This window comes from Herbiconiux liukaitaii, from assembly GCF_041927495.1.
In the GTDB taxonomy this organism is placed as follows: Bacteria; Actinomycetota; Actinomycetes; order Actinomycetales; family Microbacteriaceae; genus Herbiconiux; species Herbiconiux liukaitaii.
Window position 1 is genome coordinate 108,659 of the sequence record NZ_JBHFHG010000002.1, and the last position, 25,938, is coordinate 134,596.

20 protein-coding genes are annotated in these 25,938 nt (G+C 70.9%); 16 read left to right on the plus strand and 4 right to left on the minus strand.

The window, feature by feature from the left end; translation table 11 throughout:
• Window positions 1–27: 27 nt before the first annotated feature.
• Window positions 28–669 carry a TetR/AcrR family transcriptional regulator gene (locus ACEXQC_RS01050; RefSeq protein WP_374817454.1) on the minus strand — a complete coding sequence of 214 codons (642 nt, stop codon included), beginning with the start codon at window positions 667–669 and terminating at the stop codon, window positions 28–30.
• Window positions 670–769: 100 nt separating this feature from the next.
• Between ACEXQC_RS01050 and ACEXQC_RS01055 the strand changes: the two genes are divergently transcribed.
• The 3 genes from ACEXQC_RS01055 (at window position 770) to ACEXQC_RS01065 (ending at window position 3,385) form a co-directional block, all read left to right on the plus strand.
• Window positions 770–1,405: a hypothetical protein gene (locus ACEXQC_RS01055; protein ID WP_374817456.1), complete on the plus strand. Its 636-nt coding sequence runs from the start codon at window positions 770–772 to the stop codon at window positions 1,403–1,405.
• A gap of 29 nt (window positions 1,406–1,434) precedes the next feature.
• Complete coding sequence (locus tag ACEXQC_RS01060; RefSeq protein WP_374817458.1) at window positions 1,435–2,301, plus strand: hypothetical protein; 867 nt, start codon at window positions 1,435–1,437, stop codon at window positions 2,299–2,301.
• Between the two features lie 115 nt (window positions 2,302–2,416).
• Complete coding sequence (locus tag ACEXQC_RS01065; RefSeq protein ID WP_374817460.1) at window positions 2,417–3,385, plus strand: diacylglycerol/lipid kinase family protein; 969 nt, start codon at window positions 2,417–2,419, stop codon at window positions 3,383–3,385.
• 4 nt (window positions 3,386–3,389) lie between these two features.
• On the opposite strand, the gene ACEXQC_RS01070 is transcribed toward ACEXQC_RS01065, so the two are convergent.
• Window positions 3,390–4,769, minus strand: a complete 1,380-nt coding sequence (locus ACEXQC_RS01070; RefSeq protein WP_374817462.1) for an LssY C-terminal domain-containing protein — start codon at window positions 4,767–4,769, stop codon at window positions 3,390–3,392.
• 154 nt (window positions 4,770–4,923) lie between these two features.
• Between ACEXQC_RS01070 and ACEXQC_RS01075 the strand changes: the two genes are divergently transcribed.
• On the plus strand, window positions 4,924–6,879 hold the full coding sequence (locus ACEXQC_RS01075) for a cellulase family glycosylhydrolase (protein WP_374817464.1): 1,956 nt from the start codon (window positions 4,924–4,926) through the stop codon (window positions 6,877–6,879).
• Between the two features lie 184 nt (window positions 6,880–7,063).
• Here ACEXQC_RS01075 and ACEXQC_RS01080 read toward each other — a convergent pair whose 3' ends face one another.
• On the minus strand, window positions 7,064–8,521 hold the full coding sequence (locus tag ACEXQC_RS01080) for an FAD-dependent monooxygenase (RefSeq protein WP_374817466.1): 1,458 nt from the start codon (window positions 8,519–8,521) through the stop codon (window positions 7,064–7,066).
• Window positions 8,522–8,597: 76 nt separating this feature from the next.
• Between ACEXQC_RS01080 and ACEXQC_RS01085 the strand changes: the two genes are divergently transcribed.
• Entirely contained in the window at window positions 8,598–9,722 is a 1,125-nt protein-coding gene (locus ACEXQC_RS01085; RefSeq protein WP_374817468.1) for an oxygenase MpaB family protein, read from the plus strand.
• Window positions 9,723–9,759: 37 nt separating this feature from the next.
• On the opposite strand, the gene ACEXQC_RS01090 is transcribed toward ACEXQC_RS01085, so the two are convergent.
• Entirely contained in the window at window positions 9,760–10,590 is an 831-nt protein-coding gene (locus ACEXQC_RS01090; RefSeq protein WP_374817470.1) for an ABC transporter ATP-binding protein, read from the minus strand.
• 106 nt (window positions 10,591–10,696) lie between these two features.
• Between ACEXQC_RS01090 and ACEXQC_RS01095 the strand changes: the two genes are divergently transcribed.
• The 11 genes from ACEXQC_RS01095 (at window position 10,697) to ACEXQC_RS01145 (ending at window position 25,828) form a co-directional block, all read left to right on the plus strand.
• Complete coding sequence (locus ACEXQC_RS01095; RefSeq protein WP_374817472.1) at window positions 10,697–11,620, plus strand: lytic transglycosylase domain-containing protein; 924 nt, start codon at window positions 10,697–10,699, stop codon at window positions 11,618–11,620.
• Complete coding sequence (locus tag ACEXQC_RS01100) at window positions 11,613–13,589, plus strand: protein kinase domain-containing protein (protein WP_374817474.1); 1,977 nt, start codon at window positions 11,613–11,615, stop codon at window positions 13,587–13,589. Before ACEXQC_RS01095 ends, ACEXQC_RS01100 begins: the two co-directional genes overlap by 8 nt.
• 103 nt (window positions 13,590–13,692) lie before the next feature.
• Window positions 13,693–14,826, plus strand: coding sequence for a phosphate ABC transporter permease subunit PstC (gene pstC, locus ACEXQC_RS01105; RefSeq protein ID WP_374817476.1), 1,134 nt, complete (start codon window positions 13,693–13,695; stop codon window positions 14,824–14,826).
• 3 nt (window positions 14,827–14,829) lie between these two features.
• Entirely contained in the window at window positions 14,830–16,128 is a 1,299-nt protein-coding gene (pstA, locus tag ACEXQC_RS01110) for a phosphate ABC transporter permease PstA (protein WP_374817478.1), read from the plus strand.
• Window positions 16,125–17,753 (plus strand): phosphate ABC transporter substrate-binding protein PstS, encoded by a 1,629-nt coding sequence (gene pstS, locus ACEXQC_RS01115; RefSeq protein ID WP_374817480.1) that lies wholly within the window; start codon window positions 16,125–16,127, stop codon window positions 17,751–17,753. Before pstA ends, pstS begins: the two co-directional genes overlap by 4 nt.
• A 155-nt stretch (window positions 17,754–17,908) precedes the next feature.
• A complete protein-coding gene (locus tag ACEXQC_RS01120) occupies window positions 17,909–20,464 on the plus strand; it encodes a hypothetical protein (RefSeq protein WP_374817482.1) in 2,556 nt (851 codons plus the stop codon).
• 112 nt (window positions 20,465–20,576) lie between these two features.
• Window positions 20,577–21,677 carry a type 2 periplasmic-binding domain-containing protein gene (locus ACEXQC_RS01125; protein WP_374817484.1) on the plus strand — a complete coding sequence of 367 codons (1,101 nt, stop codon included), beginning with the start codon at window positions 20,577–20,579 and terminating at the stop codon, window positions 21,675–21,677.
• A 30-nt stretch (window positions 21,678–21,707) separates the two neighbouring features.
• Window positions 21,708–22,808, plus strand: coding sequence for a hypothetical protein (locus tag ACEXQC_RS01130; protein ID WP_374817486.1), 1,101 nt, complete (start codon window positions 21,708–21,710; stop codon window positions 22,806–22,808).
• A 118-nt stretch (window positions 22,809–22,926) separates the two neighbouring features.
• Window positions 22,927–24,018 (plus strand): COG1361 family protein, encoded by a 1,092-nt coding sequence (locus ACEXQC_RS01135; RefSeq protein ID WP_374817488.1) that lies wholly within the window; start codon window positions 22,927–22,929, stop codon window positions 24,016–24,018.
• Window positions 24,015–24,803, plus strand: coding sequence for a hypothetical protein (locus ACEXQC_RS01140; protein ID WP_374817490.1), 789 nt, complete (start codon window positions 24,015–24,017; stop codon window positions 24,801–24,803). Before ACEXQC_RS01135 ends, ACEXQC_RS01140 begins: the two co-directional genes overlap by 4 nt.
• A complete protein-coding gene (locus ACEXQC_RS01145) occupies window positions 24,800–25,828 on the plus strand; it encodes a sortase (RefSeq protein WP_374817492.1) in 1,029 nt (342 codons plus the stop codon). Before ACEXQC_RS01140 ends, ACEXQC_RS01145 begins: the two co-directional genes overlap by 4 nt.
• Window positions 25,829–25,938: the final 110 nt, after the last annotated feature.

Sequence of the window (25,938 nt, forward strand, 5' to 3'; positions counted from 1 at the left end):
CTCGCAGGGTGGGGTGGGTCGGGATGCTCAGCGGCCGGCGGCGGCGAGCAGGGTCTGCCGGGCTTCGGCGATGTGGTGGGCAACGGGATGCGTGGTGTCGGAGTCGAGACTCCAGTTGCGGAGGGCGAGGCGCATCACGGCGCCCACGAGGAAGACGACGGCCCAGGCGCGGTTCTCGCGCTCGGGATCGGGCAGGGGCTCGGGCGCGGCCGCCTCCTGGGCGAGCACGCGGGAGACCTGCCGTGCGAGGTTCTCCTCGAGGTCGCCGAGGGTGCGGAAGCTCTTGGCCAGCAGGTCGGGGTTCTCGATCATGATGGCGCGTTTGCGCTTCTCGAGATCGGGGCGCCCCAGGTCGAAGGCCTCGAAGTCGGCGAGCACGGCATCGAGCACCGCGTCGACGACGGATCCGCCCGGCTCGACCGTGAGGTCGTGCAGGTCGGGCGGCGGGAAGGCGCGGGAGTTGCCGAGCACCGCGTCCTCCTTGCCGGCGTAGTAGTTGAAGAACGTGCGGCTGGTCACGTCGGCCCTCTGGCTGATGGCCTCGATGGTCACCTCGACGAGCGAGGATTCGGAGACGAGTTCGAGAGCCGCGACCTCGATGGCCCTGGCGGTCTCGCGCTTCTTGCGTTCGCGCAGACCGAGGTGCTCGGTGGAGGTGGTCTCGGACATGCAGAAATTGTTTCACACCACGAAAGTTTTCTCAATGTGAAGTTTTCGAGCCGGGCGAGTCGTTACCCGACCCGGATATCCTGGAGAGCAGGAGGTCACCATGGCACGACGGCGCGGGCGCGGTCCACGGTGGCTGGCGACCGGCAAGGCTGTCGAGCCGCCCGCTCCGCTCCCCGAGCACGAGGTCGAGGCGGCGATCGCCGACGGCGTGCTGATCGCCCGGTTCTCGGCCGTGCTGACCCTCAAGAACCGGCTCATCGTCGCCTCGATCCGCGACGAGGTCCCCTTCGAACCGGAGAACGCCGCTCGCCTCGCCCAGGAGGTGCTCGAGGCCATCGCCGCCGAGCAGGACGAGAACACCGACCACACCGTCGACGTGATCGGCTTCGCGGAGTCGGACTCGGGGGCCGCGCGGCACGAGCACGACTACAAGATGCGCGACCTCGAGCTGCTCAACGCCCGACGGCGGGTGTACCGCGAGGTGGCGGAGCGGCTGCGGCTCGACGCCGCCGACCCCGAGTACGTGGCGGGGCTCGTGGAGGAGGCCAGGGTCAAGGCCTGGGACGACATCAGCCGCGAGATCGATGCCCGCCTCGACGATGCACGCACAGCGGCCACGGTGGTGGTCGACGACGAGTACCTGCGCGATCGCGACGAGCGGATGCGGCGCCTGCGCGAGTTCGACCTGTGGCACCTGGCCGATCAGAACTACGGCCGCCGCCGGGCCCGCCGCTGAGGAGTAGATTCGGCGGTGGAGGAGCGCTCGTGGACGATGAGATCGGAATCGCGTTCGAGGTCTTCGACGCAGAGCTGCGACCCGGCGCCGACGATCTCGCGGGAGCCCGTGCCCTCCGCCACGAGGTCACCGCGCTGCTGCTGGCGGATCCGCTGGTCGTGGGCACCGTCGAAGGTGGCTCGTACCTGAACGGCACCGCGGTGCAGGGCCGGAGCCGACCGGATCTCTTCGTTCAGGTCACCGGTCGCACGAGGCCGGCCGCCAGGATCTCCGCTGCCCTCGCCCCGCTGCTCCCCGCCGACCTGCTCGTCTCACCGCAGAGCAACGGATCCCTCGTGCTCGAACGGCTCGGCACCCCCGGGCTGAGGCTCGTGCCCGCCCTCCCGTCTGACCACCCCGACGACGCGGGGGAGGCAGGGGGAGCGACCGTGCTGCGGGTCCCGGATGCGGCGGGCCGCTGGGTGCGCCACAAGCCGGCCGCGCGCTCGGTGCTGCTCTCGAGGCTCGACGATGACGGCAGCGTGCGCCGGCTCATCCGCCTGCTGCTCGCCTGGAAGCATCGGCAGGAGGTGCCCATCTCGTCGTACTACCTCGAGACGGCGGCCGTGCGCCAAGCTCTGCAGCAGCCCTCGTTCAGCGTGCTCTGGGATGCCTGCTGGGTGTGGGAGCGGCTGCGGCTCGACGGGCTCACCCGCCTGCCCGACCCCACCGCACCCGGGGAGAAGCAGTCCGTGCGCGCCGCGGCCACGCTGGCGGGGGCCGTGGAGGCGCAGTACCCGATCGAGCGGGCTGCCACGAGCGCGCGTGCCGCCGTGAACGCCTACATCGACGGCGACCTCGAGACCTCGGGCGCGTACCTGCGGATGATCTTCGGAGCGGACTTCCCCGGATTCTGAGCCGCGCTACCCGATCCAGGGCCGCCGATCCGCCGATCCGCGTTTCCGAGTGGACCGTCCAGGGGCCGGGCGCAACCCTCTTCCGCACATCGGTGCCCCTGGTACGGTCGCACGGGTGACCGACAAACGCGCTGCCCTCATCTACAACCCCACCAAGGTCGACCTCGACGCTCTCCGACTCGCCGTCACGGCCGAAGAGGCCGAATCGGGCTGGCAGGAGACGCTGTGGATCGAGACCACGGCGGAGGACAACGGTCAGGGCATGGTCAAGGAGGCCCTCGCCGAGAAGGTCGACCTCGTGATCGCGGCGGGCGGCGACGGCACGGTGCGCGCGGTCGCCGAGGGCCTGCACGGATCCGGTGTGCCCATCGCACTGCTGCCCTCCGGCACCGGCAACCTGCTCGCACGCAACCTCGACCTCACGCTCGACGACGTGGAGAACGCCCTCGAGACGGCGTTCCGCGGCGGCGAGCGGGCCATCGACCTCGGCATCATCCGCATCCGTCACGAAGACGACAAGGTGACCCAGCACGCCTACCTCGTGATGGCGGGCCTCGGCCTCGACGCCAAGATGCTCGCCGCGACCGACGACGAGCTCAAGGCCAAGGTGGGCTGGCTCGCCTACGTGAAGGCCATCGGTCAGGTGCTGCGCGACAAGAACCAGCTGCGCATGCGCTACAACCTCGACGGCAAGGGCAACCGCACCGTGCGCGCCCACACCATCATGATCGGCAACTGCGGATCGCTGCCCGCCAACATCCTGCTGCTGCCGGATGCCGCTGTCGACGACGGCGAGTTCGACATCGTGGTGCTGCGGCCCGAGGGGTTCATCGGCTGGGTGCAGATCATGGTGAAGGTGTTCTGGGAGAACGGCGTGCTGCGCCGCACCACCGTGGGCCGCAAGCTCATGGGACTCACCAAGGAGGTGCGGGCGCTCAACTACCTCAAGGGCAAGGAGCTCGTGCTGCGCCTGCAGCGCCCCGAGGAGATCGAGCTCGACGGCGACGGCTTCGGCAAGGCGATCGGGCTCAAGACCTGGGTCGACGCCGGCGGCCTCGTGGTGAAGGTGCCCGCCGACGCCTGAGCGGTCATGACGTCGAGCGCGTGAGCTCGGCCTTCTTCGATCTGGGCCGCCGCGCGTAGTCGCGGGCGCGATCGCTCGAGAGGGCGATGAGGATCAGGATGTCGAGCGACAGGCTGACGAGGTTGGTGCCGAGTGTGATCGCCTGGTGCCCCTGGATGTGGTCGATCGCCGACACCACGATGCCGATCACGCTGAACGTGAGCACGGCGATGCGGGCGATGTTGCTGCCGAGGAACACGAAGATCCCGAGCAGCAGTTCAACGAGTGCGAGCACGACGATGAGGCCGAGGATCACCCACAGCGCGATGTCGCGCTGGTCTCCGCTCGCGGGCACGGCGGTGTCCAGATCGACCGAGATCGTCTCCCGCGCTCCCGCCCAGTCGGTCAGCACCAGCAGTGCGATCACCACGGGGGTGAGGGCGCTCAGCATCACCACGATCGAGCCGAAGAGCGTGGGGGCCGGCCGTCGCACGACCTTGTCGGGGGCCGGGCTCGTGGCACCGATCGTGTGCGGAGTGGGCACGGGGGCCTCGACCTCGTGCAGGCTGCCCGTCGTGGGAGTCACCGCTCGCAGGTCGATCACCGGGAGGTCGCCGTCGGTCGCGATGGAGTCGCCGCCGCCGTTCCTGGAGTGGTAGCCGGTGGCGAAGTCCTCGAGCACGGTGACCGACACCGCGGCATCCGCCGTCTGCATCGTCTCGACGATGTGGTCGCGCTCGATGTCGGTGTTCTCGTCGATCTTGTGCGTGATCTGCAGGGTGAAGAGCGAGAAGCCCACGGCGCGGTCGTAGGTGCCGGCCGCGAGCCAGTCGGTGGCGTGGCCGCCGGGCAGCAGCCAGCCCTCTGGGCAGCGCCAGAAGCGCACGTGGTGCCGCTTGGCCGGGTTGCCCTTGACCTCCTGCTGGTAGGCGAAGTCCTGGTTGCGGCCGAAGAGCATGAGGGGGCTCACGGGGGCCTCGTTGTAGCTGCGGCGAAGCACTGTCGAGACCACGATCATGAGGGCGCTGCGGAAGGTGAGGTCGTCGGCGCGAGTCCAGCCCGCCGCGGCCATCGTGGTGTGCAGCTGCTCCTCGCTGCCCAGCAGACCGAGGTTGACCGGATCGCCGAGCAGGCCGTCGCTCGTGCGGGTGCGACCGATGAAGTAGTTGGGCACGTAGATGTTGGTGAGGATGCGGTGGAGCCGGGGGAGGGCGATGTAGGCCACGAGCAGCCAGAAGACGAGGTAGAACCAGAGCTGCGCCCAGCCCGACGAGAAGCCCTCGGAGAGAACGAGGTAGGCGAGCCAGACCGCTGCGACGCCCGCCACCACGAAGAAGAGGTTGTCGAGCAGCGCGTTGACCGAGAAGCGGCGCGTGGCTCTGGCGGGGCGGGGGCTGCGGGCCATGGGTCCACGATAGCGGCGGGGGTGCGCGCGGTGGGGTGCGGATGCGTGGGCTCGGGTCGGTGCGGGGAGAGCGCGGCGGCGGCATGCGGAGGGTGTCGGCGGGCGCTGGTACTGTGCGATCAGTCGTACGAGGGATGGATGGGAGGGTCGCGAGGTGGAGGGTCGTGTGCGGGTGCGCCGGTGGGGGTCCCTTCTCGCCGCGTTCGCTCTCGTGGCCGGGGTCGTGACCACGGCGTCCGTGGCGTCCGCCGCGTCGGTGGCGTCTGCACCGTCAGCGCTCTCCGCCGACTCGACACCGGGGCCCAAGCACTCGGGCGCTGCAGGTTCCGGCCCCATCGGAGGTTCGCCCGTGCCCACTGCGCCCTCGACTCCCGACGGTGATGATCAGGCCGGGGGAGCAGCCACCGATGCCGGCCCCGCGGTCGCACCCGCGCCGAGCACCGGCGATCCGCAGGCCGCCCTGCCCGGTTGGCTGCACACCGACGGCGGCACCATCGTGACGGCCGACGGCTCGCCCTACGTCATCAAGGCGGTGTCGTGGTTCGGGCTCGAGACCGGCAACTGCGCACCTCACGGGCTGTGGTCGATCAGCCTCGATGCCGGGCTCGCGCAGATCGCGGGGTGGGGGTTCAACACCATCCGCCTGCCGTACTCCAACGAGTGCCTCGCCGCGCCCGCGAGCACCTCGATCAACGCCTACGCCAACCCCACGCTCGCCTCGCTCACGCCGCTGCAGCTCATGGACGAGTTCGTGCAGCGCGCGAAGGCCTACGGACTCAACGTCATCCTCGACAGGCACCGGCCCGACTCCGCCGCCCAGTCCGAGCTCTGGTACACCGATCGCTTCCCGGAGGCGACGTGGATCTCCGACTGGCAGATGCTGGCGCAGCGCTACGCCGCCGAGCCCTCCGTCATCGGGTTCGACCTGCACAACGAGCCGCACGGCACCGCGTGCTGGGGCTGCGATGATCCCTCGGTCGACTGGCAAGCGGCGGCCACGCGTGCGGGTGACGCCGTGCTGGCGGTCAATCCGGAGCTGCTCATCATCGTGGAGGGCGTCGAGGTCCAGGGCGACGGGAGCTACACGTGGTGGGGCGGGGGGCTGGCGGATGCGGGCTCCGACCCGGTCACGCTCGCGGTGCCCGATCGTGTCGTCTATTCGCCGCACGACTACCCGGCGTCGATCTACCCGCAGGAGTGGTTCACCTCGGCCGACTACCCGGCCAACCTGCCCGCGGTGTGGGATTCGAACTGGGGCTACCTCGCCAAGGAGGGCATCGCGCCGGTGCTCGTGGGGGAGTTCGGGTCGAAGCTGCAGACCGACGGGGATCGCGCGTGGTTCGAGAACATCGTGGCGTACCTGGCCGAGACGGGCATGAGCTTCTCGTACTGGTCGTTCAACCCAAACAGTGGTGACACGGGTGGGTTGGTGCAGGACGACTGGACGACGCCTCAGGCGGAGAAGATCGCTGCGCTGTCGCCGCTCATCGGCACCGGGACGGCGGTGGAGGTGCCTGCCGCGGAGCCTTCGTCGCCGACGCCCACCCCGGCGCCGTCTGCCTCGGGCGGATCCGGGTCGTCGACCGCTGCACCGAGTCGTGACTCCGGGTCGCCGTGGTTGCGCCCGAGCGATCGCATCCGCGGCACCGCCGCGCCCGGCACGCCGGGGCCGCGGGCTCCCGGAACCGGCGCCGGCTCCGGCTCCGGCACTGCCTCGGCGTCCCCCGGGTCCCCATCCGGCCGCCCGGGCTCCGGCACGGGCACAGGCGCGACCGGCACCGCGCGGCCGGGGGCACCGGGCGGTGGATCCGCCGCGTCGCTGTCGGCGACCTGGGCGCTGCAGAGCGAGTGGGGCGAGGGCTATGTGACCGAGATCTCGGTCACGAACAGCGGTGCCTCCTCGGCGTGGAGCATCTCGTGGCCGGATGCGGGAGCGACGTCGATCGTGAGCGCGTGGGGCATGGACTGCTCGGTGGCCGCGGGAACGGTGACGTGTCGCGGCGTCCAGTGGGCGGCCTTCGTGGGCACCGGCCAGACCGTCACGGCCGGAGTGCAGGTGGCCTCCACGACACCTCCCGGCACCCCCGCGACCACCCTCACCGCCCGCTGACCCACCCTCATTGCGCCCACTGACCCCACCCTCACCGCTCGCTGAGTCCACCCGCTGCGCCCGCTGAGTCCACCCGATCCGCTCGCTGAGGCTGCCCTCATTGCGCCCGCTGGATCCACCGCGAGCCGTCGGCGTCCCGCGAGCCGTCAGGCAGGTGGTGCCGTACTGATCGGGGAGAGCGGGGCTACGAGACGGGTGGGCGGGAGCGCGGTGCGGTCGGGCGGCCCAGGGCTCGGGCGAGGTGCATGGTGAGGCGGTGGTGGGTGAGGCGGGAGAGGTGGGTCTCGCCGCGGCAGAAGCGCACGAACCAGCGGGCGCCCGAGCGGGTGCGCAGGAGCGTGTGCACGAGGGCGCGCCGGCGTTCGAAGGTGCGGAGGAGCTCGGCGCCGGTGCGCTGCTCGGAGGCGAGCACGGCCTCGACGCGGCGCACGTAGCCGTCGAGCGCGCCCGTGGCCGCGGCTTCGCCCGCCCAGGTGCCGGAGCGGAGGGCGAACGAGATGCCCTCGCGGGTCCAGGGTTCGAGGAGTCCGGCGGCGTCGCCCGCCACGATCACACCGCCGCGGCGGAGCGGGGAGTCCGGGGTGCGCCACTGTGTGAGGTGCCCCGAGGAGTGGAGGGTGGGCGCGGTCTGCTCGTCGAGCCCGAGATGGCGGCGCCAGGCGGCGAGGTACTCGCGCGTCTCGTCGGGCGATCCCTTCTTCTGGATGACGCCCACGGTGAGCGAGTCGCGCTTCGGGAACACCCACGCGTAGCTGCCGGGCGCGCCGCCCCAGTCGAGGTGCACCACGTCGCGCCACTCGCCCTCGTCGCCGGGCATCCCCACTTCGTCTTCGAGCCCGAGGTCGACCCCGCCAGCCACCACGCCGACGTGCCGCCCCACGCGCCCGCCGGAGCCATCCGCCCCCACCACGACCCGAGCGCTCACGATCCCCGCACTCGTCCGCAGCGCAGTCCGCCCCTCCTGGCTCACGGATGCCGGGAGGTCGCCCCGCAGAGACACCGGAGCGGCGTCCCCGCCGCCTACGCCCGTGCGGGTTCCCGTGCCAGCCTCAGTCCTTCCGCCGGTGACCCCGCCATCCTCCGTGCCTTCACCGGTGGCTCTGCCTGTGCCGACGACTCTGCCTGCGTCGTTGACCCCGCCAGCGTCGGTGGCTCTCCCTGCGATGGCGCCGGTGTCGGTGCCGGCGGCGGTGTCGCGGGAGGTGTCGGTCTCGGTGGGGGCGAGGATCTCGCGGACTGCCACGCCGTCCGCGAAGCGTGCGCCGGCATCCTGGGCCGCTCGCACGAGGGCGGCGTCGAACTCGGAGCGGCGCACGAGGGCGAGGTGCGGCTCGGTGGTGCGCAGGCGGAAGCGGCGACGGAAGCGGTCGGTCACGACGGTCTCACGCACCCGCGACTCGATCGTGGAGCGAGCGCCCTCGGGGATCAGCGACAGCGACTCGCCGAGCAGCCCGCCGCCGCACGTCTTGTAGCGCGGGAAGGCGGCGCGATCCAGCAGCAGCACCGAAGCGCCTCCACGAGCCGCGGCGCGGGCAGCGCTCGCTCCGGCGGGCCCGGCGCCCACCACCACGACGTCCCACGAAGTCCCGTCGAGCTCCCCAGCCCCGCTCTCACGAGGGCCCGCCTCACCCTCGCTCGTCATGCCCCCAGGCTACCGCCGCCCACCGGGACGGATCATGTGGGGGCGGATGGCGGGCGGGTGGGTTAGCGTCGACGGCATGCTGACCATGGCCGACATCGCCCCCGAGAGTGTGCTGCTCGGTGGGGCCGGGAGGGCGATCCTGCTGCAGATCGCGCATCCGGCGATCGGCTACGGGGTGGCCAGGCACAGCGACTTCGCGAACCGGCCAATGGATCGGCTGAACGGCACCCTCAGCTACATCTACGCCCTCTCCACCGGCTCCGAGGCCGACATCCGCGCCGTGCGCCGAGCAGTCAACCTAGCCCACGCCCCGGTCCGCAACCCGCCGCCGCCTCCCGCCACCCGTCCGTCCACCGCAAATGCCAAGCCGCAGGTGGCGACGGGGGATGCCGAGCCGCAGGTGGCGACGGGAGATGGCGAGCCGCGGGTGGCAACGGGAGTTGCCGAGCCGCGGGTGGCCACCGGGGATGTCGAGCCGCTGGTAGCTGTCGCGGGTGCCACGGTGCCGATGGGGAGTGCGGATGCCACCGCGCCGATGTCGACCGCGGGTGGCGCTTCGCCGGTGGGTAGCGCTGGGGGAGAGGGTGGGTCGGAGGGGGTGGCCTCTGAGCGTGGAGCTGCGGAGGCGGGGCGCGCTGAGGCGGCGCGGCCTGGGGGAGGGGATCCGGCGTACGACGCTCGGGATCCGGGGCTGCAGTTGTGGGTGGCGGCAACGCTCTACGACACGGCGGTGACGGTGTACGAGCTCGTCTACGGGCCGCTCGACGAGGAGTCGGCCGATCACGTCTACCGCGAGTACGCCGTCCTCGGTACCGCGCTGCAGATGCCCGAGGAGCTCTGGCCCGCCGACCGCGCCGCCTTCCGCCGCTACTTCGACCGCACCGTGCAGACCCTCACCGTCGACGACACCGTGCGCGGCGTGGCCAAGGCCCTGCTCGCCGCCGAGAAGGCGCCGCTGCCGATCCGCCTCGGCATGCCGCTCGCCCGCTTCGCGACCGTCGCCCTGCTGCCCGCGCGCCTCCGATGCGAGTTCGGGTACACCTGGAGCGCCGGTCGCGAACGCCGCTTCCGGCGACTCCTGCGCGTGGTGGCCCCCGTCTACCGGGTGCTCCCGGCGCGAATCCGCCAGGCTCCGCAGCGTCACTACCTCGCCAAGCTCCGGGCGGCCTCCGACGCACCCGCCCGCCCCCGCCCCGCCTGAGCCGCCCACCCGCGCACCCGCCCGCCCGCGCGGGGTGTCAGGCGGGGGAGGCTCGGGCTGACCAGCGGCCGTGGCGGTGCTCGATCGAGATGGGGTGGGCGAAGCACGCGCTCACGGCGGCGGTGGTGAGCACGTCGGCGGCCGCCCCCACCGCCGTGATGCGGCCGTCGGCGATGAGGGCGGCGTGCGAGGTGGAGACGGGGAGCTCCTCGAGGTGATGCGTCACGAGCACGGTCGCGAGCGACGGATGAGCCCGGCGCACCGTGTCGAGTGTGGTGAGCAGCTGCTCGCGCGCCGCCACGTCGAGCCCCGTGGACGGCTCGTCGAGCAGGATCAGCCGCGGACGCGTCACGAGCGCCCGCGCGATGAGTGTGCGCCCGCGCTCACCCTGCGACAGGGTCGGCCAGCGCTCACCCGCCTTCGCGCCGAGCCCCAGCAGCTCCAGCAGCTCCGACGCCCTGGCGAGCTCGGCCGCGGAGGCCTCCCACCGCGGCACCACCTCGACCGACCCGGTGAGCCCCGTGAGCACCACCTCCCGGATGCTGAGCGCCGAGTTCAGCGGATGCCGCGGATTCACATGCCCGATCGACCGGCGCAGCCTCTGCAGCTCGACCCGCCCGATCCGCTCGCCCAGCACGTGCACCTCACCGCTCGTCGGATGCTGCACGGCCCCGCACAGACTCAGGATGGTGCTCTTGCCCGCCCCGTTCGGCCCGATGAGCGCCCAGTGCTCACCCGGGCCCACCGTGAGGTCGACGTGGTCGAGGATGACCCGCCCACCCCGCACGAACCGCACGCCCCGCAGCTCGAGCACGGGGGCGGCGGAGGGGGCATCGGCGGCACCGACGGCCTCGGGGAAGGAACGCATCCCCCCATTCTCACCGCTCCGACGGCGCCCATCGCGACGCCTTGGAGTCACCACCGGTTCACACGGCGTCTGCCTCGACGTCATCCCGCAGCGGGAGTGTTCGGGCATGAGTGCCCGCGTGGGATTCGGAGTCGTCGTCTCCGGAATGGTGGTCCTCGCCGCCTGGCTGACGATCGGGGCGGCGACGGCCGACTCCCGCGTGCCCCTCGCCGCGACAGCGGGCACCTCCTCCGCGACCCAGCTCGGACCGGCGGTCGCCGGCTCGCCCGCAGCTCCACCGGCCGTGACAGACCCGACAGCGATCGACCCGTCAGCGACAGACCCCTCAGCGACCGCACCCGAGCAGAGCACCGCGACCACCCCGGAGTCCGCCGCACAGGGATCCGCGACCGCCCAGGAGCAAGGCACGCCCACATCGCCCACCCCCGTGCCCCGAGGCCAGGAGATCTCCCTCCTAGTCGACCCCGCCTGGGCCGACACCGTCTCGAGAGCCACCGGCATCCCGAACCGCGCCCTCCTCGGCTACGCCGGCGCATCCCTCGCCCTGAGCGCCGCCGACCCCGACTGCGGAGTCGGCTGGAACACCCTCGCGGCCCTCGGCGCCGTCGAGTCGGGCCACGGCACGCACGGCGGCTCCGCCATCGCCTCCGACGGAGGCACCGCACCCGCCATCCTCGGCCCGGATCTCGACGGCACCGTCTACGACCGCATCGACGACACCGACGGCGGCCGACTCGACGGCGACGCCGGTGGCGACCGTGCGGTCGGGCCGCTGCAGTTCATCCCCGGCACCTGGGCCGAGTGGGGCGCAGACGGCAGCGGCGACGCCCTCGCCGATCCGCAGCAGATCGACGACGCCGCCCTCGCCGCCGGCCGCTACCTCTGCCACTACGGCACCCTCACCGACCCGGCGACCTGGCGCACCGCCGTGTTCGCCTACAACCACGTGGAGAGCTACGTCGACCTTGTGGCCGCGACCGCCAACGACTACGCGGCCAGAGCAGCCGGCACACCGGGCACGAATGGCTGACGTCGGCCTCATCTCCCACCGCTACCGCCTGGTCGAGCTGCTCGGCACGGGCGGATCGGCCTCTGTGTTCAGCGCCCTCGACACCGAGACGGGGGAGTCGGTCGCCCTCAAGATCCTGCACCCGCACCTCTCGCGGTCGGAGGCGGCCCGCACGGCGTTCTTCCGCGAGGCCCGCGCGGCTGGGGCCCTGAAGCACCCCAACATCGTGGGGGTGCTGGGCGTGGGGGTGCACGAGACCGGGGCCGACCCCCAGGCCTGGATCGCCCTCGAGCACGCCCCGGGCACGAGCCTCGCCGAGGCGGTCGAGCAGGGCGGACCGCTCACCGTGCGCGAGTCGCTCGTGGTGGCGGACGGCGTGCTCGCCGCCCTCGAGCACGCGCACGCGGCGGGTCTCGTGCACCGCGATGTCTCGCCCTCGAACATCATGATCGAACGGCGCCCCGACGCACCCCTCGAGCCCGCCGGGGTGCGCCTGCTCGACTTCGGGCTGGCGGATGCAGCCGGCCGCGCCGCCGTGGGCCGCGACCTGCTCCGCACGGCTGATGCGACGGATGAGAAGGACTCCCCGGATGCGGATGCGGATGCGGACTCCCCGGACGCCGATGCGCCGGACGCGGATGCGGATGCGCCCGATTCGGAGGCGCCAGGCACGACGGACGCCCCGGAAGCGCCAGAGGCCCTCGGCATCCTCGGCAACGCCCACTACCTCTCGCCCGAGCAGGCCCGAGGCGACGCCGTCGACGCCCGCGGCGACCTCTACCAGCTCGGCGCCGTGCTGCACTTCGCCCTGCTCGGCACCCCGCCCTTCGTGCGCGACTCGGCGCGGTCCACCATGATCGCCCACCTGCAGGCTCCGCCCCCCGTGGTGTCGGTCGTGCGCCCGGGTGTACCGCGTGCCGTCGACCGGATGATCGTGCGCGCGCTCCTCAAGGATCCGGATGCCCGGTTCCGGAACGCCGCCGAGATGCAGGTCGCCGTGCGCGCCGCCCTGCAGCACCTCGACGGATCGGCCCCGGGCCGCCACGCAGGATCGACCCCCGATCTCCCCGCCACCGCGATCATGCCCGCCCCGACTCCCGCCCCTCGACGAGTGGTGATCGCAACCCCCCGCCCCACTCCGGCCCAGAGGCCACGCACCGGTGGCGTGCCCGTGGCGCCGCGCGCCGCATCCGGATCCGCATCCGCATCCGCCGCCGCCGCGCCGCTCGAGCCCGCCGCCTCGCGCCCGGCCTTCGTGCTCGGCCTGGTCGCCCTGCTGCTCGCGGCCGTAGTGGTAGTCGCCTGGGCACTAGCCGCGTCGGGCACCACCTCCCCGCTGCCATTAGCGCTCAGCCCCTCCGCCGCCCCCACCGCGAGCGACACCCCGACCGCCACACCCGCGGCGGCGGCCCCCAGCCAAGCGGCGCTCGTCTCCGCCGACATCCCGGTGCCCGCCCTCGCCGACGGCACGCTGGCGGCGGCCAGGGACTCCCTCGCCGCGCTCGGCCTCGTGCCCGGTGTCGTGGTGGCCGAGAACTCGCCGCGTCAGCTCGACACCGTGCTGCGCACCACCCCGGCGGCCGGCACCGCCGTGACGGCGGGCACCGCGGTCGACCTCGTGGTGGCCTCGGGCTCGAACCTCGTGCCCCGCGCGATCGGCGGGCACCAGGTCGAGGCGGTCACCACGCTCCGCGCCGCCGGCTTCGACACCGCCATCACCACGCGGGAGGACGACGCGGCCCCCGGCACGGTGCTCGCCTCCACGCCGGCGGAGGGTGCCACGGCGCCGGTCGGCTCCACCGTCACCCTCGTGCTGGCCGTGCCGCGGACGGGAAGCGGCGACGGAGACGGCACGGGCGGGGGAGACGGCGGCGGCCCCGACCCCGATCCGACCGCAACGCCCATCCCCACCCCGGAGCCGACAGCGCCGGTTCCCGCCCCGACGACCGCTCCTCAGGCCACTACACCCAGATCCGATCGAGCGCCTTAAAGTCTCCTGGGCGATCTCTCCACATCTCGTCCATGTCGACTTCAGATCGAGGCCTCCAGGAGTTCACCTGCACGGCCCACGATCAGCCCATGGCCGGTGAATCGTGAAGCAGGACGACGTCTTTCAGACGATCGACGACGTCTTGATCGAGCACGAGCGGACGGACATCCTGACCCCCGTCGCGGAGGACGGTGGTGACGGCGCCCCTGGTGCGGGTGGCGCCGGGGGGTCGAACGGCGAGGTGCCTGGCAACGGGGGCAGCGGATCGCCTGAGAGGCGTTCGCTCGCGTCACGCCGTTCGACCTCCGACACCGTGTTCCGCGTTGTCGCGTTCACGGCCGGAGCGACCACGGTGGGCATCATGCTCGCGGTGGGTCTGTTCCTGTCGATCCGTGCGGGCTCGGCGCTCGAGGTGGCAGGCATCGGCTTCCTGTTCACGCAGGAGTGGTCGCCGGAGACCCAGCAGTTCGGCATCGCGGCCGTGCTGTTCGGCACCGTCACGATCGCGATCATCGCCCTCATCGTGGGCTTCCCGCTCGCCCTCGGCACCGCTCTGCTGCTCTCGGAGGTCGTCCGGGGCGGCCTGCGCTCGTTCCTCGTGTCGCTCGTCGACCTCATGGCGGCCGTGCCGAGCATCGTCTTCGGTCTGTGGGGCGTGTTCTTCCTGCAGGAGAACATCATCCCCGTGGCCGAGTGGATCTCGCACTACTTCGCCTGGATCCCGATCTTCGCGGTCACCGGAGAAGACGGCTCGACCCTCACCGAGGCGAGCGCCTTCACCTCCTCCGCCTTCATCGCGGGCATCGTGGTGGGGCTCATGGTCGTCCCCACCCAGGCCTCGGTCATGCGCGAGGCGTTCTCGCAGGCGCCGGTGGGGGAGCGCGAGGGCGCCTTCGCCCTCGGCGCCACCCGCTGGGGCATGATCTCCACGGTCGTGCTGCCGTTCGGCCGCGGCGGCATCATCGGCGGCACCATGCTCGGCCTCGGCCGCGCGCTCGGCGAGACCATCGCGGTCTACATGATCATCTCGCCGATCTTCGTCATCAACTGGGAGGTGCTGAAGACGGGCACCAACTCCGTCTCGGCCCTCATCGCCCTCCGCTACGGCGAGGCGAGCGAGTTCGGCCTCTCGGCGCTCATGGCCGCAGGCCTCGTGCTCTTCCTGATCACCCTCGTCGTGAACTTCACGGCGTCGTCGATCGTCGCCCGATCGCGCTCCGGCGCAGAGAGCCTCTGAGCCATGACGACGACTCTGCCGGTCGACCCCGACACCGAAGACGCGCCCACCCGCATCCCCTCGGCCGACGGCATCGAGGTCGGTCCCCGCCGCACGGTGCGCTCCGCCACCGTGGACGAGCGCTTCAACGTGGTCGGCTCGCTCGCGGGCGGCCTCGCCATCTCCACGCTGCTGTTCGGCTGGATCGGCCCGCTCACGGGGATCATCGGCTGGGTCATCGTGGCGTTCTTCGCCTTCCTCGGCCTCTACGTGTTCCTCGTCTCACTGCGCTCGGACTGGCAGGAGGTGAAGGACAAGGTCGTCACGGTGCTCATGATCAGCGCGGGAGTGCTCCTCTTCGGCTCGCTCGTCTTCATCGTGATCTACACGCTCGTGCGTGGTTCCGAGGCCCTGCCGTTCGTCAACTTCTTCACCGAGACGATGGAGCTCACCGGCCCCCTCGACCCGCTCTCCTCCGGCGGCATCCTGCACGCCATCGTGGGCACGCTCATCCAGATCTCGATCGCTCTGGCCATCACGGTGCCGCTCGGCATCACCACCGCGGTCTTCCTCAACGAGATCGGCGGCCGCTTCGCCCGCTTCGTGCGCACGATCGCGGATGCGATGACGGCGCTGCCCTCGATCGTCGCGGGGCTCTTCGTCTACGCCGCCATCATCCAGCTCGTCACGCAGCAGCGTTCAGGGTTCGCCGCCGCGATGGCGATCACGGTGATGATGCTCCCCATCGTCATCCGGGCCTCGGACGTGGTGCTCCGGCTGGTGCCGCAGAACCTCCGCGAGGCGTCGTACGCGCTCGGGACCACCCGCTGGCGCACCGTGTGGCACGTGGTGCTGCCGACGGCCCGTTCCGGTCTCGTCACCGCCGTCATCCTGGGCACCGCTCGCGGGATCGGCGAGACGTCGCCCGTGCTCCTCACCTCGGGCATCACCGCCGTCATGAACGTGAACCCGTTCTCCGGCCCGATGATCTCGCTGCCGCTCCAGGTGTTCGACTTCGTGCGCTCGCCCGAGCCGAACATGATCGCCAGGGGCTTCGGCACCGCGGCGGTGCTGATCCTCCTCGTGCTGGGCCTCTTCATCGTGGCCCGCATGATCGGTGGCCGCGGCCCAGGGCAGCAGTCCGACCGCCAGCGCCGTGCCGCGCGAGCGGAGTCGATGCGCGACCTGCAGCGCATCACGATGCTCGACGACCGCGTCGCCCAAGGGCACTACCTGCCTCAGTCGGCCACCGGCTCCGCTTCTGCGAACTCGACCACCCAGCCCACCCGATCCACCTCCGACCCCGAGGAGACGTCTCCGTGACGCCGAAGTTCCGTGCCGCGCGAGCAGCACTCATGATGATCGCCGCTGCCCTCGTGGCGGTCGTCGCAACCGGTACGGGTGCCGCCGCACCCGCCTTCGCCGAGGACCCCTACGTCAGCATCTCCGGCACCGGCTCGACCTGGTCGCAGAACGCCCTGGACCAGTGGCGCAAGAACGTGGCCTCGAACTACGGCATGACCGTGAACTACTCCGGTGTCGGCTCCTCCGCCGGCCGGCAGGACTTCATCAATGGCACGGTCGACTTCGCCGTGAGCGAGATCCCGTTCCAGCCCGCCCCCGAGGACGGGTCGCCCGCCGAGACGCCGCCGAATGGCTACGCCTACATGCCGATCGTGGCGGGCGGCACCTCGTTCATGTACAACCTCAAGATCGGCGGCAAGCGGGTGACGAACCTGCGGCTCTCCGGCGAGAACATCACCAAGATTTTCACGGGTGCCATCACCAAGTGGAACGACCCGGCACTCGTGGCCGACAACCCCGGTCTCGCCATGCCCGACCAGGGCATCGTGCCCGTGGTGCGCTCCGACGGCTCCGGCTCGACCGCCCAGTTCACCCTGTGGATGTCGAAGCAGTACCCCGCTCTCTGGTCGGCCTACAGCGGCCGCACCGGCCTGACCTCCCAGTACCCGGCGACGTCGACCATGAAGTCGCAGAACGGATCGCTCGGAGTCGCCGGCTACGTCTCCCAGGGCTACGGCGAGGGCTCCATCACCTACGTGGAGTACTCCTACGCCAAGAACTCCGGCTTCCCCGTGGCGAAGGTGCTCAACACCGCCGGGTACTACGTCGAGCCCAAGGCGACCTCGGTGGCCGTCGCGCTCCTCCAGGCGCAGATCAACGAGCAAGTGGGGTCACCCGACTACCTCACCCAGATCCTCGATGGGGTCTACAACAACGCCGACGCCCGCTCGTACCCCCTGTCGAGCTACTCCTACATGATCGTGCCGACCGCGGTGGCGGGCATCTTCACCGAGGAGAAGGGGAGAACCCTCGGCGCCTTCGCGCGGTACATGCTGTGCGAGGGGCAGCAGCAGGCCGACACGCTCGGCTACTCGCCGCTGCCCATGAACCTCGTGCTCGCCGGATCGGCGCAGATCGCGCGCATCCCCGGGGCGGGCTCGAGCGGAATCGACCCGAACGCCTGCAACAACCCCACGTTCAGCCCGGGCGACTCCCCGTCGAGCAACCAGCTCGCGGCGACCGCCCCCCAGCCCGCCGAGTGCGACAAGCAGGGCCCGAACCAGTGCACCACGGGCACCGGCGGAGCGGTCGAGGAGACTCCCGTGACCGGCACCGGCTCCGGCGGCTCGTCGTCGGACGCGCCGGGCGCAGCCGGGGCTTCAGCGGGTGCGGGGGCTGCGGCAGGAGCAACCGCGGGTGCAGCTGCGGCCGCCGGCACGGCCCCCGTCTACGACGAGAACGGAGCACTCATCTCCGGCGGCACCGCTGTCGCAGGAGCCGCGGTGTCGAGCCCGTTCACGCTCGCCGACTCCGGCATGGGCCCGCAGCAGTGGCTCATGGTGGCGGCGGGAGTGCTCCTGCTCGTGGCCGTCGTGGTGCCACCGCTGGTGTCCCGTCGCCTGAAGCACGGCGGCGGTTCCTGACGTCACCCGTTCGAGGGGGAGCCTGACCGACCTGACGTCGGCGCGACGGCTACCTGCGAATTCTCCTTCGCGCTCTGTTCATCCTGACGACATCGAGCGCGCGTATTTTAATGCTTGATCCCGAAAATCTCATGTAATTCAGCTTGGAGTTCGCCTTGTCTCGTCATGCCAACGCCCGCCGCCGTCCGCGGCGTCAGTGGGTGACCTCGATGGTCTCGGGAGTGGCCACGGGGATCGCGGTCGGGGCGCTCCTGATCGTGACGGGCATCGCGGATCCGGTGTCCACCGCGCAGGGAGCTGACTCCTCGGCCGTGACCGTCGCCGCGAACCAGCAGGACACCGATCTCGACTCGGCCCCCATGCCCGACCTCGAGGTCACGGTCTCGCAGACCCGCGACCTGCAGGCCCAGGGAATCGAGATCACCTGGAAGGGCGGAGTCAAGTCGGAGGTCCCCAGCGGTCAGACCGGTGGCAAGAACTTCCTGCAGATCATGCAGTGCTGGGGCGACGACCCCCAGAACCCCGGCCAGCCCGACCGCTCGACCTGCCAGTACGGAGGCTTCAACACCCCGGGGGCCACGCGCGACTCCACCGTGGGCACGACCGCCGTGGTGCCCGAGCAGGATGCGGCCTACACCGCCATCGGCACGGACTTCTTCAACCCGACGTACACGTCGATCCCGTTCCGGTCGAAGACCGGCGACGTCGTGGCCTCGGTCGTCGACGGCAAGAAGGTCAACGTCGATGTGAACACGAACCCGTTCTTCACGCGCCTCACCACCAACGAGGTCTCGTGGGCGGGATCAGGCTCGAACGGCGAGGGATCCGTGAAGTTCGAGGTCCAGACCGTGGCGCAGTCTCCCGGTCTCGGCTGCGGCACGCCCGTGACCAACCCCGACGGCAGCACCAGCGGCAGCTCGTGCTGGCTCGTGATCATCCCCCGAGGCGAGGCCGACGCGGGCGCGACAGACATCATCCGCCCCGGTCTCTTCTGGGAGGCCTGGAAGCACCGTCTCGCGGTCAAGCTCGACTTCCTGCCCGACGGCGCACGCTGCTCGATCGGTGCCAAGGAGCGTCAGCTCTCGGGCAGCGAGCTCGCCGGCGTGGCGATCGCCTCCTGGCAGCCCAGCCTCTGCAGCGCGCAGGGCGGCGCGGTCTACACCACGATCACCGGAGCGGAGTCGGATGCGGCCCTGGCCGCCAACGGCACGACCCCGGCCCCTCTCGCGCTGACCTCCCGTGCGCTCTCGGTGCCGGATGTGACCGACTCCCTCACCTACGCACCCGTCGCCCTCACGGGCATCTCCATAGCGTTCGCCATCGACAGGGAACCGAACGCCCTGGGCAACGTCCCTCCCGAGGCGACCGATCGCGCGCGATTGCCCTTCACGAGCTTGAACCTCACGCCGCGACTGGTGGCGAAGCTGCTCACGAACTCCTACATCGACTCGCTCCCCACGGGGGCCGACAAGACGCACCTCGGCTACACGAGCCCCGAGAGTCCCGGGTCGAACGCCCGCAACCTCACGAGCGATCCCGACTTCCTCGCGATCAACGACGAGGAGTGGAAGTACCAGTCCATCAACTCGCCGTCGCTCGCCGACCTCCTCTCCCCGCAGGGCCGATCCGACGCGGCCTGGGCGCTGTGGAGCTACGTGATGTCGGACCAGGAGGCCGTCGACTTCCTCAACGGCAAGCCCGACGAGTGGAACATGATCGTGAACCCCTGGAGCTCGCCCAACCCCGACGTGTACGGCGGCGTGGGCACGAGCGGCGGAGAGCTCACGCTGCCCCGTGACGACTTCCCGAAGGCCGACCCCACCGAACAGCCCGGAGTCGAGGGTGGCGCAGCCCCCGTCAACGTGGTGACCTGGCGCCCGTACACCAACGACCTGTCGACGAGCGCCTACCTGGTGCTCCGCGGCGACGGCCAGATCCTGGGGCCCTGGGACTCGGTCGCCTCGACACCGAAGTACACGAAGACCTCGCGGAGCCTGCCCGGCCTGCAGCGCGTGATCGGCATCACCGACACGGGGGCCTCCGCCAAGTACCAGGTGTTCGAGGCCAACCTGCGCAACCCGGCCGGCGCGTTCGTGCCGCCCACGGAGGAGTCGCTCACGGCGGCCGCCGCGGCGATGACGGTCGACCCCGCCCAGTCCCAGGTGTACCGGTTCGACCCGAGCTCGGCCGAGGCGCAGGCGGCCCAGGGCGCCTATCCGCTCGCGATGCCCGTCTACGCAGCGGTCAATCCCAAGATGACCGACACCGCGGCGCGAGCGGACTACGCCGACTTCATCACCTACGCCGCCACCGTGGGGCAGGATCGCGGCACCGCGCTCGGCCAGCTGCCCGAGGGCTACGCACCCATCCCGGCCGGGTGGCAGCAGCAGGCGCTCGACGCGGCCGACGTCATCGCGAACGGTCCAGCTCAAGCCACGCCCACTCCCACCCCCGCTCCGGCCCCGGCTGCTCCTGCGGCTCCGGTCAAGGTGGCCGCCCCGCCGGTTCCTGCCGCCGCGGCGCCACCGGTCACGCCACCTGTGGTCGATCCGGGCGCCACGGGCCAGGTTGCCGGCTCGCTCGTGGGCAAGGCGACGCCCGCTGACCAGAAGATCGGCGCCATCTCGGCCGCCGTTCCCGGATCGATCCTCGCCGGGCTGCTCGCCGCCATCGCCGTGCCGATCATCACCCGCATCAGAAGGCGACTCTGATGCCCCACACTCTTGGACCCGCCGGTCCCGCGGAAACACCCCGGGTCTGCACCAAGTCGAAGCTGCCGCGCCGCGGACGCTCGGAACAACATCCCGAAAGGATCACTCACCAGTGAAGATCAAGAAGGTAGTCGCGATGGGCGCCGCCCTGGGCGTCGCACTCGCGGGCATCGCGCTCGCCGCTCCGGCAAGCGCCGAGCCGGTCTCGTCGAGCTACGTGCTCGTCGGTTCCGACACCCTGCAGGATGTCTCGAACGCGCTCTCGAACGGAACCACCATCAGTGGCTCGAACGTGCGCGTCGTGGCCGGCGGTGCCAACATCGCGTCGTTCGACGCATTCGGCTCGGCCGTCATCCAGACCAAGTCGAACGGACCCTTCTTCGGGCGTCCGGGCGGCTCCAGTGCCGGTGTGAGCGCTCTCCGCGCCTCGATCAAGGGCACCACCTACACGCCCAACGCCACCATCCCTGCCCGCAACGTCGCCAACCAGGTCGACATCGCCCGTTCCTCGAGCGGCCCCGGCAGCAACGCCAACTCGGCCGGCCTGCTCAGCTACGTGCCGTTCGCCCGTGACGCGGTCTCGTACGCCTACAACGGTACGAACTCCGACCTCGCCAACCTCACCACGGCTCAGCTCAAGCAGATCTACGAGTCGAACACCCCCGTCACCATCGGCTCGACCGTCGTCAAGCCGCGCATCCCGCAGGGGGCCTCCGGCACGCGCAGCTTCTTCCTCGGTGCGATCGGTGTCACCACGCTGGGCTCCACCGTGGGTGACAGCTCCGCCAACACCACCCCGGAGAACGACGCCAGCGTGCTCGCCGCGAACGAGATCATCCCGTTCTCGGCCGCCAGCTGGATCGCTCAGTCGAACAACGCCTCCGGCCTCAACACGATCGGCACCTCGAACGTGAAGCTCGGTTCGATCAACGGCATCGCGCCGTTCACCGGCACCGGCACCGCCCTGGCCGCGAACTCCGCCTTCTACTCGAGCAGCTTCGGCCGCGACACCTACCTCGTGGTCGAGTTCGCCCGTGTCAACCCGTCTGACGCCAAGTACGACGTCAACCTGGCCAACCTCGTCAACGCGAGCCGCGCCACCTCCCTCACCAACAACGGAACCTTCTCGAGCACCTCCGGTGCCGTGAAGCTCAAGTTCGGCTTCCTCGCGCCGTCGAACCTCGACCCCATCCGCGCCTACGCGACGCTGTAGCGCTCACCAGAGAATCGGAAGACAGCAGACATGTTCAAGAAGAACCTCCTCCGCGCCTCGGTGGTCGGCGTGGTCGCCGCCGCCCTGGTCGCGGTGACGGCCGGCACCGCTCAGGCGGCCGTCGACCCCACGGTCGGCTCCAAGGGCCCGATCTACATGGCTTCGGCCCTCGACGGATCGCTCATCGCACCGGGCACCATCCTCCCGTTCGACGAGTCCGTCATCGCCCGAGCCAGCGACACCGACCTCGAGGCCCTGTTCATCGGCTCGGACGACTCGACCGAGGTGCGCACCTTCATCTCGCCGCGTGGCTCCGAGGCGACCCCCAGCGCCTGGGTGGCCTACGCCTACAACGGATTCGTCAACGGCACCAAGAACGTGAGCTACCCGAACCTGGCCCTCGACGGCCAGACCATCGGTTCGCTCTCCGCCGTGCGTGCGGGTGGCAACTGGAGCGTCGGCTTCGCGTTCATGAACAACAACGGCCTCAACGTCTCGACCGACGGCGTGTACTTCAAGTACATCACCGTCACGCCGGGCGTCGGCAACGCGCTGCCCACCTGGGAGTTCGCTCCCGACGACACCGTCGTCCCGCCGGTGGACCCGCCCGTCGGTTCCGCTGACGTCAACCTGCAGGCCATCACCATGGCTGCAGAAGACGGCACGCTCAACCTCGTGGCACCGTCGCTCGGCACCGCGCAGATCAAGGACCCGACGCTCGTCAACGGCCTCTCCACGTCGAAGGGCAAGCTCGGCGTCTTCGAGGTGCAGGACACGCGCGTCGTGACCCACAAGGGGTGGACCGTCACCACGAAGGTCGACAACTTCGTGAACGCGCTCGACGCCACGAAGATCATCTCCAGCTCGCAGCTCGGCCTCAAGCCGCTCGCCGCCGAGGGCACCACCCTCAGCCCGATCGTCACGCTGGCCAACGAGCAGATCGCGGGATCGGCGAACCACGTCGCCACCACGACCCCGGCGACCGTCCAGGGCAACCTGTTCGCGCAGGCGGGCGACAGCGCTGCAGTGCCGTCGTCGAAGTTCGACGCCGACCTCACGTTCGTGGCTCCCGCGGACATGCCGGCCGGTACCTACAACTCGAAGCTCACGCTCACGCTGACCTCGAAGTAGTCCCCGAGAGGGGGGTCGCGCCTGTCGCGGCCCCCCTCTTCCCGGGTGTGTGACGGATGCGCCCCCGTCGTTCACGTCTCCGTCACCATCCCGCCAACTCACTCTGGATAAATCAACTGTGCTTCTCATCCCCGCTCTGAATCGCATCTCCCGCCGTGCGCTCGCGCTGACCCTCGTGGCTGCCGCTCTCACGGGCGGTCTGCTCGTTGCGAGCCCGCTGTCGTCCGCCTCCGCCGACGACACCGACGGCATCTCCGGTGCTCCCTCCTCCGAGACGGGCGCCGACGGCCGCAGCCGCTACAGCTACGAGGCGAGCCCTGGGCAGCAGCTCACCGACAACCTCATCGTGCGCAACACGGGCACCACGGCGAAGACCATGAAGGTCTACGCGACGGATGCGTACAACACCGAGGACGGCGCCTTCGGGCTGCTCGACACCGGCGTGGCCCCGACCGACGCGGGCAGCTGGGTCACCTTCGCCGATGGCGCCAAGCAGCTCGACATCCCGCTCGATCCCGGGGGCTCGCAGGTCGTCCCGTTCACTCTGGATGTGCCCGCCGACGCCCGGCCCGGAGACCACGCAGCCGGAATGGTGATCTCCGTGACGGGTGTGGAGGGCCAGATCCTCGTCGACCGGCGGGTGGCGACGCGACTCTACGTGCGCGTTCCCGGTGACCTCCAGCCGGCCCTCACGATCTCGAGCATCGCCGCCGACTACCAGGGGGAGTTCAACCCCCTCGACGGCCAGACCACCATCACGTTCACCGTGCAGAACTCGGGCAACGTCGCCCTGGGCGCCACCATGGTGGCGGGTGTCAACACCTACTTCGGAATCGGTGCGGCGGGCCAGGTGCGGCAGGAGCTGGCCGAGATGCTGCCAGGCAGCACCCGCACGGTCACCCTCACCGTTCCGGGCACCGGGCAGTGGGGCTACCTCAACCCCTACGTGAGCCTGCAGCCCACCGTCGACGACGACGCCCTCGACCCGGGCGCCCTCGGCCAGGTCAACCGCGACACGATCACCTTCGCCATCCCGTGGCTCTTCCTGGCCGTGCTCGTGATCGCCGCCGGGGTGCTGCTGTTCTTCCGCATCCGCCGGGCGCGGGATGAGAAGACGGCCCGCGACTGGATCGCCTACACCGAGGCCGAGGCGCGTCGGAAGGCGCGCGAAGAGGCCGAGAAGCCCGCCGCCGTGAACGGGTCACGGTGAGGCGCGCTCGACGGGCGGGATCCCTCGCAGCGGCCGCCGCAGCCCTCACGCTCGCGGCGCTCGTGACGGGGATGGCCGGTGGAGCGACAGGTTCAGCGGCGCACGCATCCGGATCCCGTGCAGCCGCCGACGCCCCGCCGCCTCCCGCCGGGATCAACCTCCAGGTCACCGTGGCGCCGAGCACCAAGGCGCCCACCGCACCCCCTCCCGCGGCCACCGCGCCCGGCGGCTCCCGCACCACCACCACGACGGAGGGCGGCTCGACGGTCGTCACCGGCCCGGTGTCGGCCCCGCCTCTCGAGGAGGGGGAGTACAGCCTCGGCGGCATCCTCTACATCAGCGGCCTCAGCACCGAGTACCGGCCGTCGATCGATCCGCTCGCCGGTGAGCTCGTGACCTCCTTCACCGTGCGCAACGTGTCGAGCTCCACCATCGACAGCAGCGCGCGGTTCTGGGTGTCTGGGCCGTTCGGCGCCGAGCTGAGCGCCGTCGATCCGGTCGAGATCGATGGGCTGAACCCGGATGAGACCACGGTCGTGAGCGCCACCCTCACCGGTGTGGGGCAGTGGACGTTCGCCACCGCGCACGTCACGATCACTCCGCCCGACGTCGTCGACGGTGTGCCGCTCGAACCGATGACGCGCGACGCCTTCGTGTTCCTGCCGCCGTGGTTCCTGTTGATCCTCCTCGCTCTCGCGGGAGTCGCCTACGCCGTCGTGCGAGTGGTGCGGGCTCAGTCCGCGCCGGTCATCGTGAGCACGGGGCCGCAGGAGTCGACCGCGTGACCACGATCATCTCCGATCCCACGACCTCGGAGTCCGACTCCGATCCGGATCGCCCGGCCTCTCCTCCCACCCAGCCCGGGCCCCTCGCGTCACCGTTGATCGCCCCGGCGACGCAGCCGCCCAAGCCGCCCCGCATGCCCAAGCGCATGCCGCGGTCGATGATGCCCGTGGCGCCGCTCAGCATCCCCCAGGTGATCGCCCGCAGCAGCCTCGCGCTGGTGGCCGCCGTGTTCTTCGCGTTCGCCTTCAACCTGATGGTGCTGAGCCACCTGCAGCACGTCGTGGCGCAGCAGCAGCTCATGGACACCTACCGGGAACAGCTCTCGGCCGGCACGGCTCCCGTGAGCGAAGGGGCGTTCGACGACACGCTGCTGGTGGGCGGTGCGCCCGTGGGGATCATCGAGATCCCCTCGATCGGCGTGAGCCAGGTGATCGTCGAAGGCACCTCGGGCGGCGAGCTCAAGTCCGGCCCCGGTCATCGCCGCGACACCGTGCTGCCCGGTCAGGCGGGCGTGAGCGTCATCATGGGTCGGGCCGCCGCGTACGGCGGGCCGTTCGGTCGCATCCAGGAGCTCGCGCCGGGCGAGACCTTCTCCGTGCTCACCGGCCAGGGGCTGCAGCAGTACGAGGTCATCGGTGTGCGCTACGCCGGCGATCCGTCTCCGCCGAGCCCTATCGCGGGGGAGAGCAGGCTCATCCTCGAGACGGCCCGCGGTCCGGCGTTCATCCCCAGCGGGGTCGCGAGGGTCGACGCCCAGCTGGTCTCCGAGGTGCAGCCGGCCGGTGCCCGCCAGAGCACCTACAACCTGCTCCCGCCCCAGGCCACCGAGCTCGCCACCGACACCACCACGGTGTGGGCTCTCGTGTTCGCCCTGCAGTTCTTCGTGATCGCGGAGATCGCGGCCGTGTGGTCGTATCGCCGCATCGGAGCCCAGAAGACCTGGGTGGTCTTCGTCCCGGTGATGGTGCTGTCCGGCCTCGTGGTGGCCGACCAGATCACCCGCCTCCTGCCCAACCTGCTCTGAGAATCGGAACAAGTCATGACCGACCGCAATCCTGCCGACATCGATCCCGTCGAGGGGTCTCCCGCTGCTGCTTCTGCTCCTGCTTCTGCTCCTGCTGATGCTCCTGCCGC

Bases quoted from the DNA above. Each gene is read 5' to 3' on its own strand.
- ACEXQC_RS01090 (WP_374817470.1), bottom strand. From the start codon at position 10,590: ATGCGTTCCTTCCCCGAGGCCGTCGGTGCCGCCGATGCCCCCTCCGCC.
- ACEXQC_RS01050 (WP_374817454.1), bottom strand. From the start codon at position 669: ATGTCCGAGACCACCTCCACCGAGCACCTCGGTCTGCGCGAACGCAAG.
- ACEXQC_RS01085 (WP_374817468.1), top strand. From the start codon at position 8,598: ATGCTGACCATGGCCGACATCGCCCCCGAGAGTGTGCTGCTCGGTGGG.
- ACEXQC_RS01055 (WP_374817456.1), top strand. From the start codon at position 770: ATGGCACGACGGCGCGGGCGCGGTCCACGGTGGCTGGCGACCGGCAAG.
- ACEXQC_RS01130 (WP_374817486.1), top strand. From the start codon at position 21,708: ATGTTCAAGAAGAACCTCCTCCGCGCCTCGGTGGTCGGCGTGGTCGCC.
- ACEXQC_RS01100 (WP_374817474.1), top strand. From the start codon at position 11,613: ATGGCTGACGTCGGCCTCATCTCCCACCGCTACCGCCTGGTCGAGCTG.
- ACEXQC_RS01070 (WP_374817462.1), bottom strand. From the start codon at position 4,769: ATGGCCCGCAGCCCCCGCCCCGCCAGAGCCACGCGCCGCTTCTCGGTC.
- ACEXQC_RS01095 (WP_374817472.1), top strand. From the start codon at position 10,697: ATGAGTGCCCGCGTGGGATTCGGAGTCGTCGTCTCCGGAATGGTGGTC.
- ACEXQC_RS01080 (WP_374817466.1), bottom strand. From the start codon at position 8,521: ATGACGAGCGAGGGTGAGGCGGGCCCTCGTGAGAGCGGGGCTGGGGAG.
- pstA (WP_374817478.1), top strand. From the start codon at position 14,830: ATGACGACGACTCTGCCGGTCGACCCCGACACCGAAGACGCGCCCACC.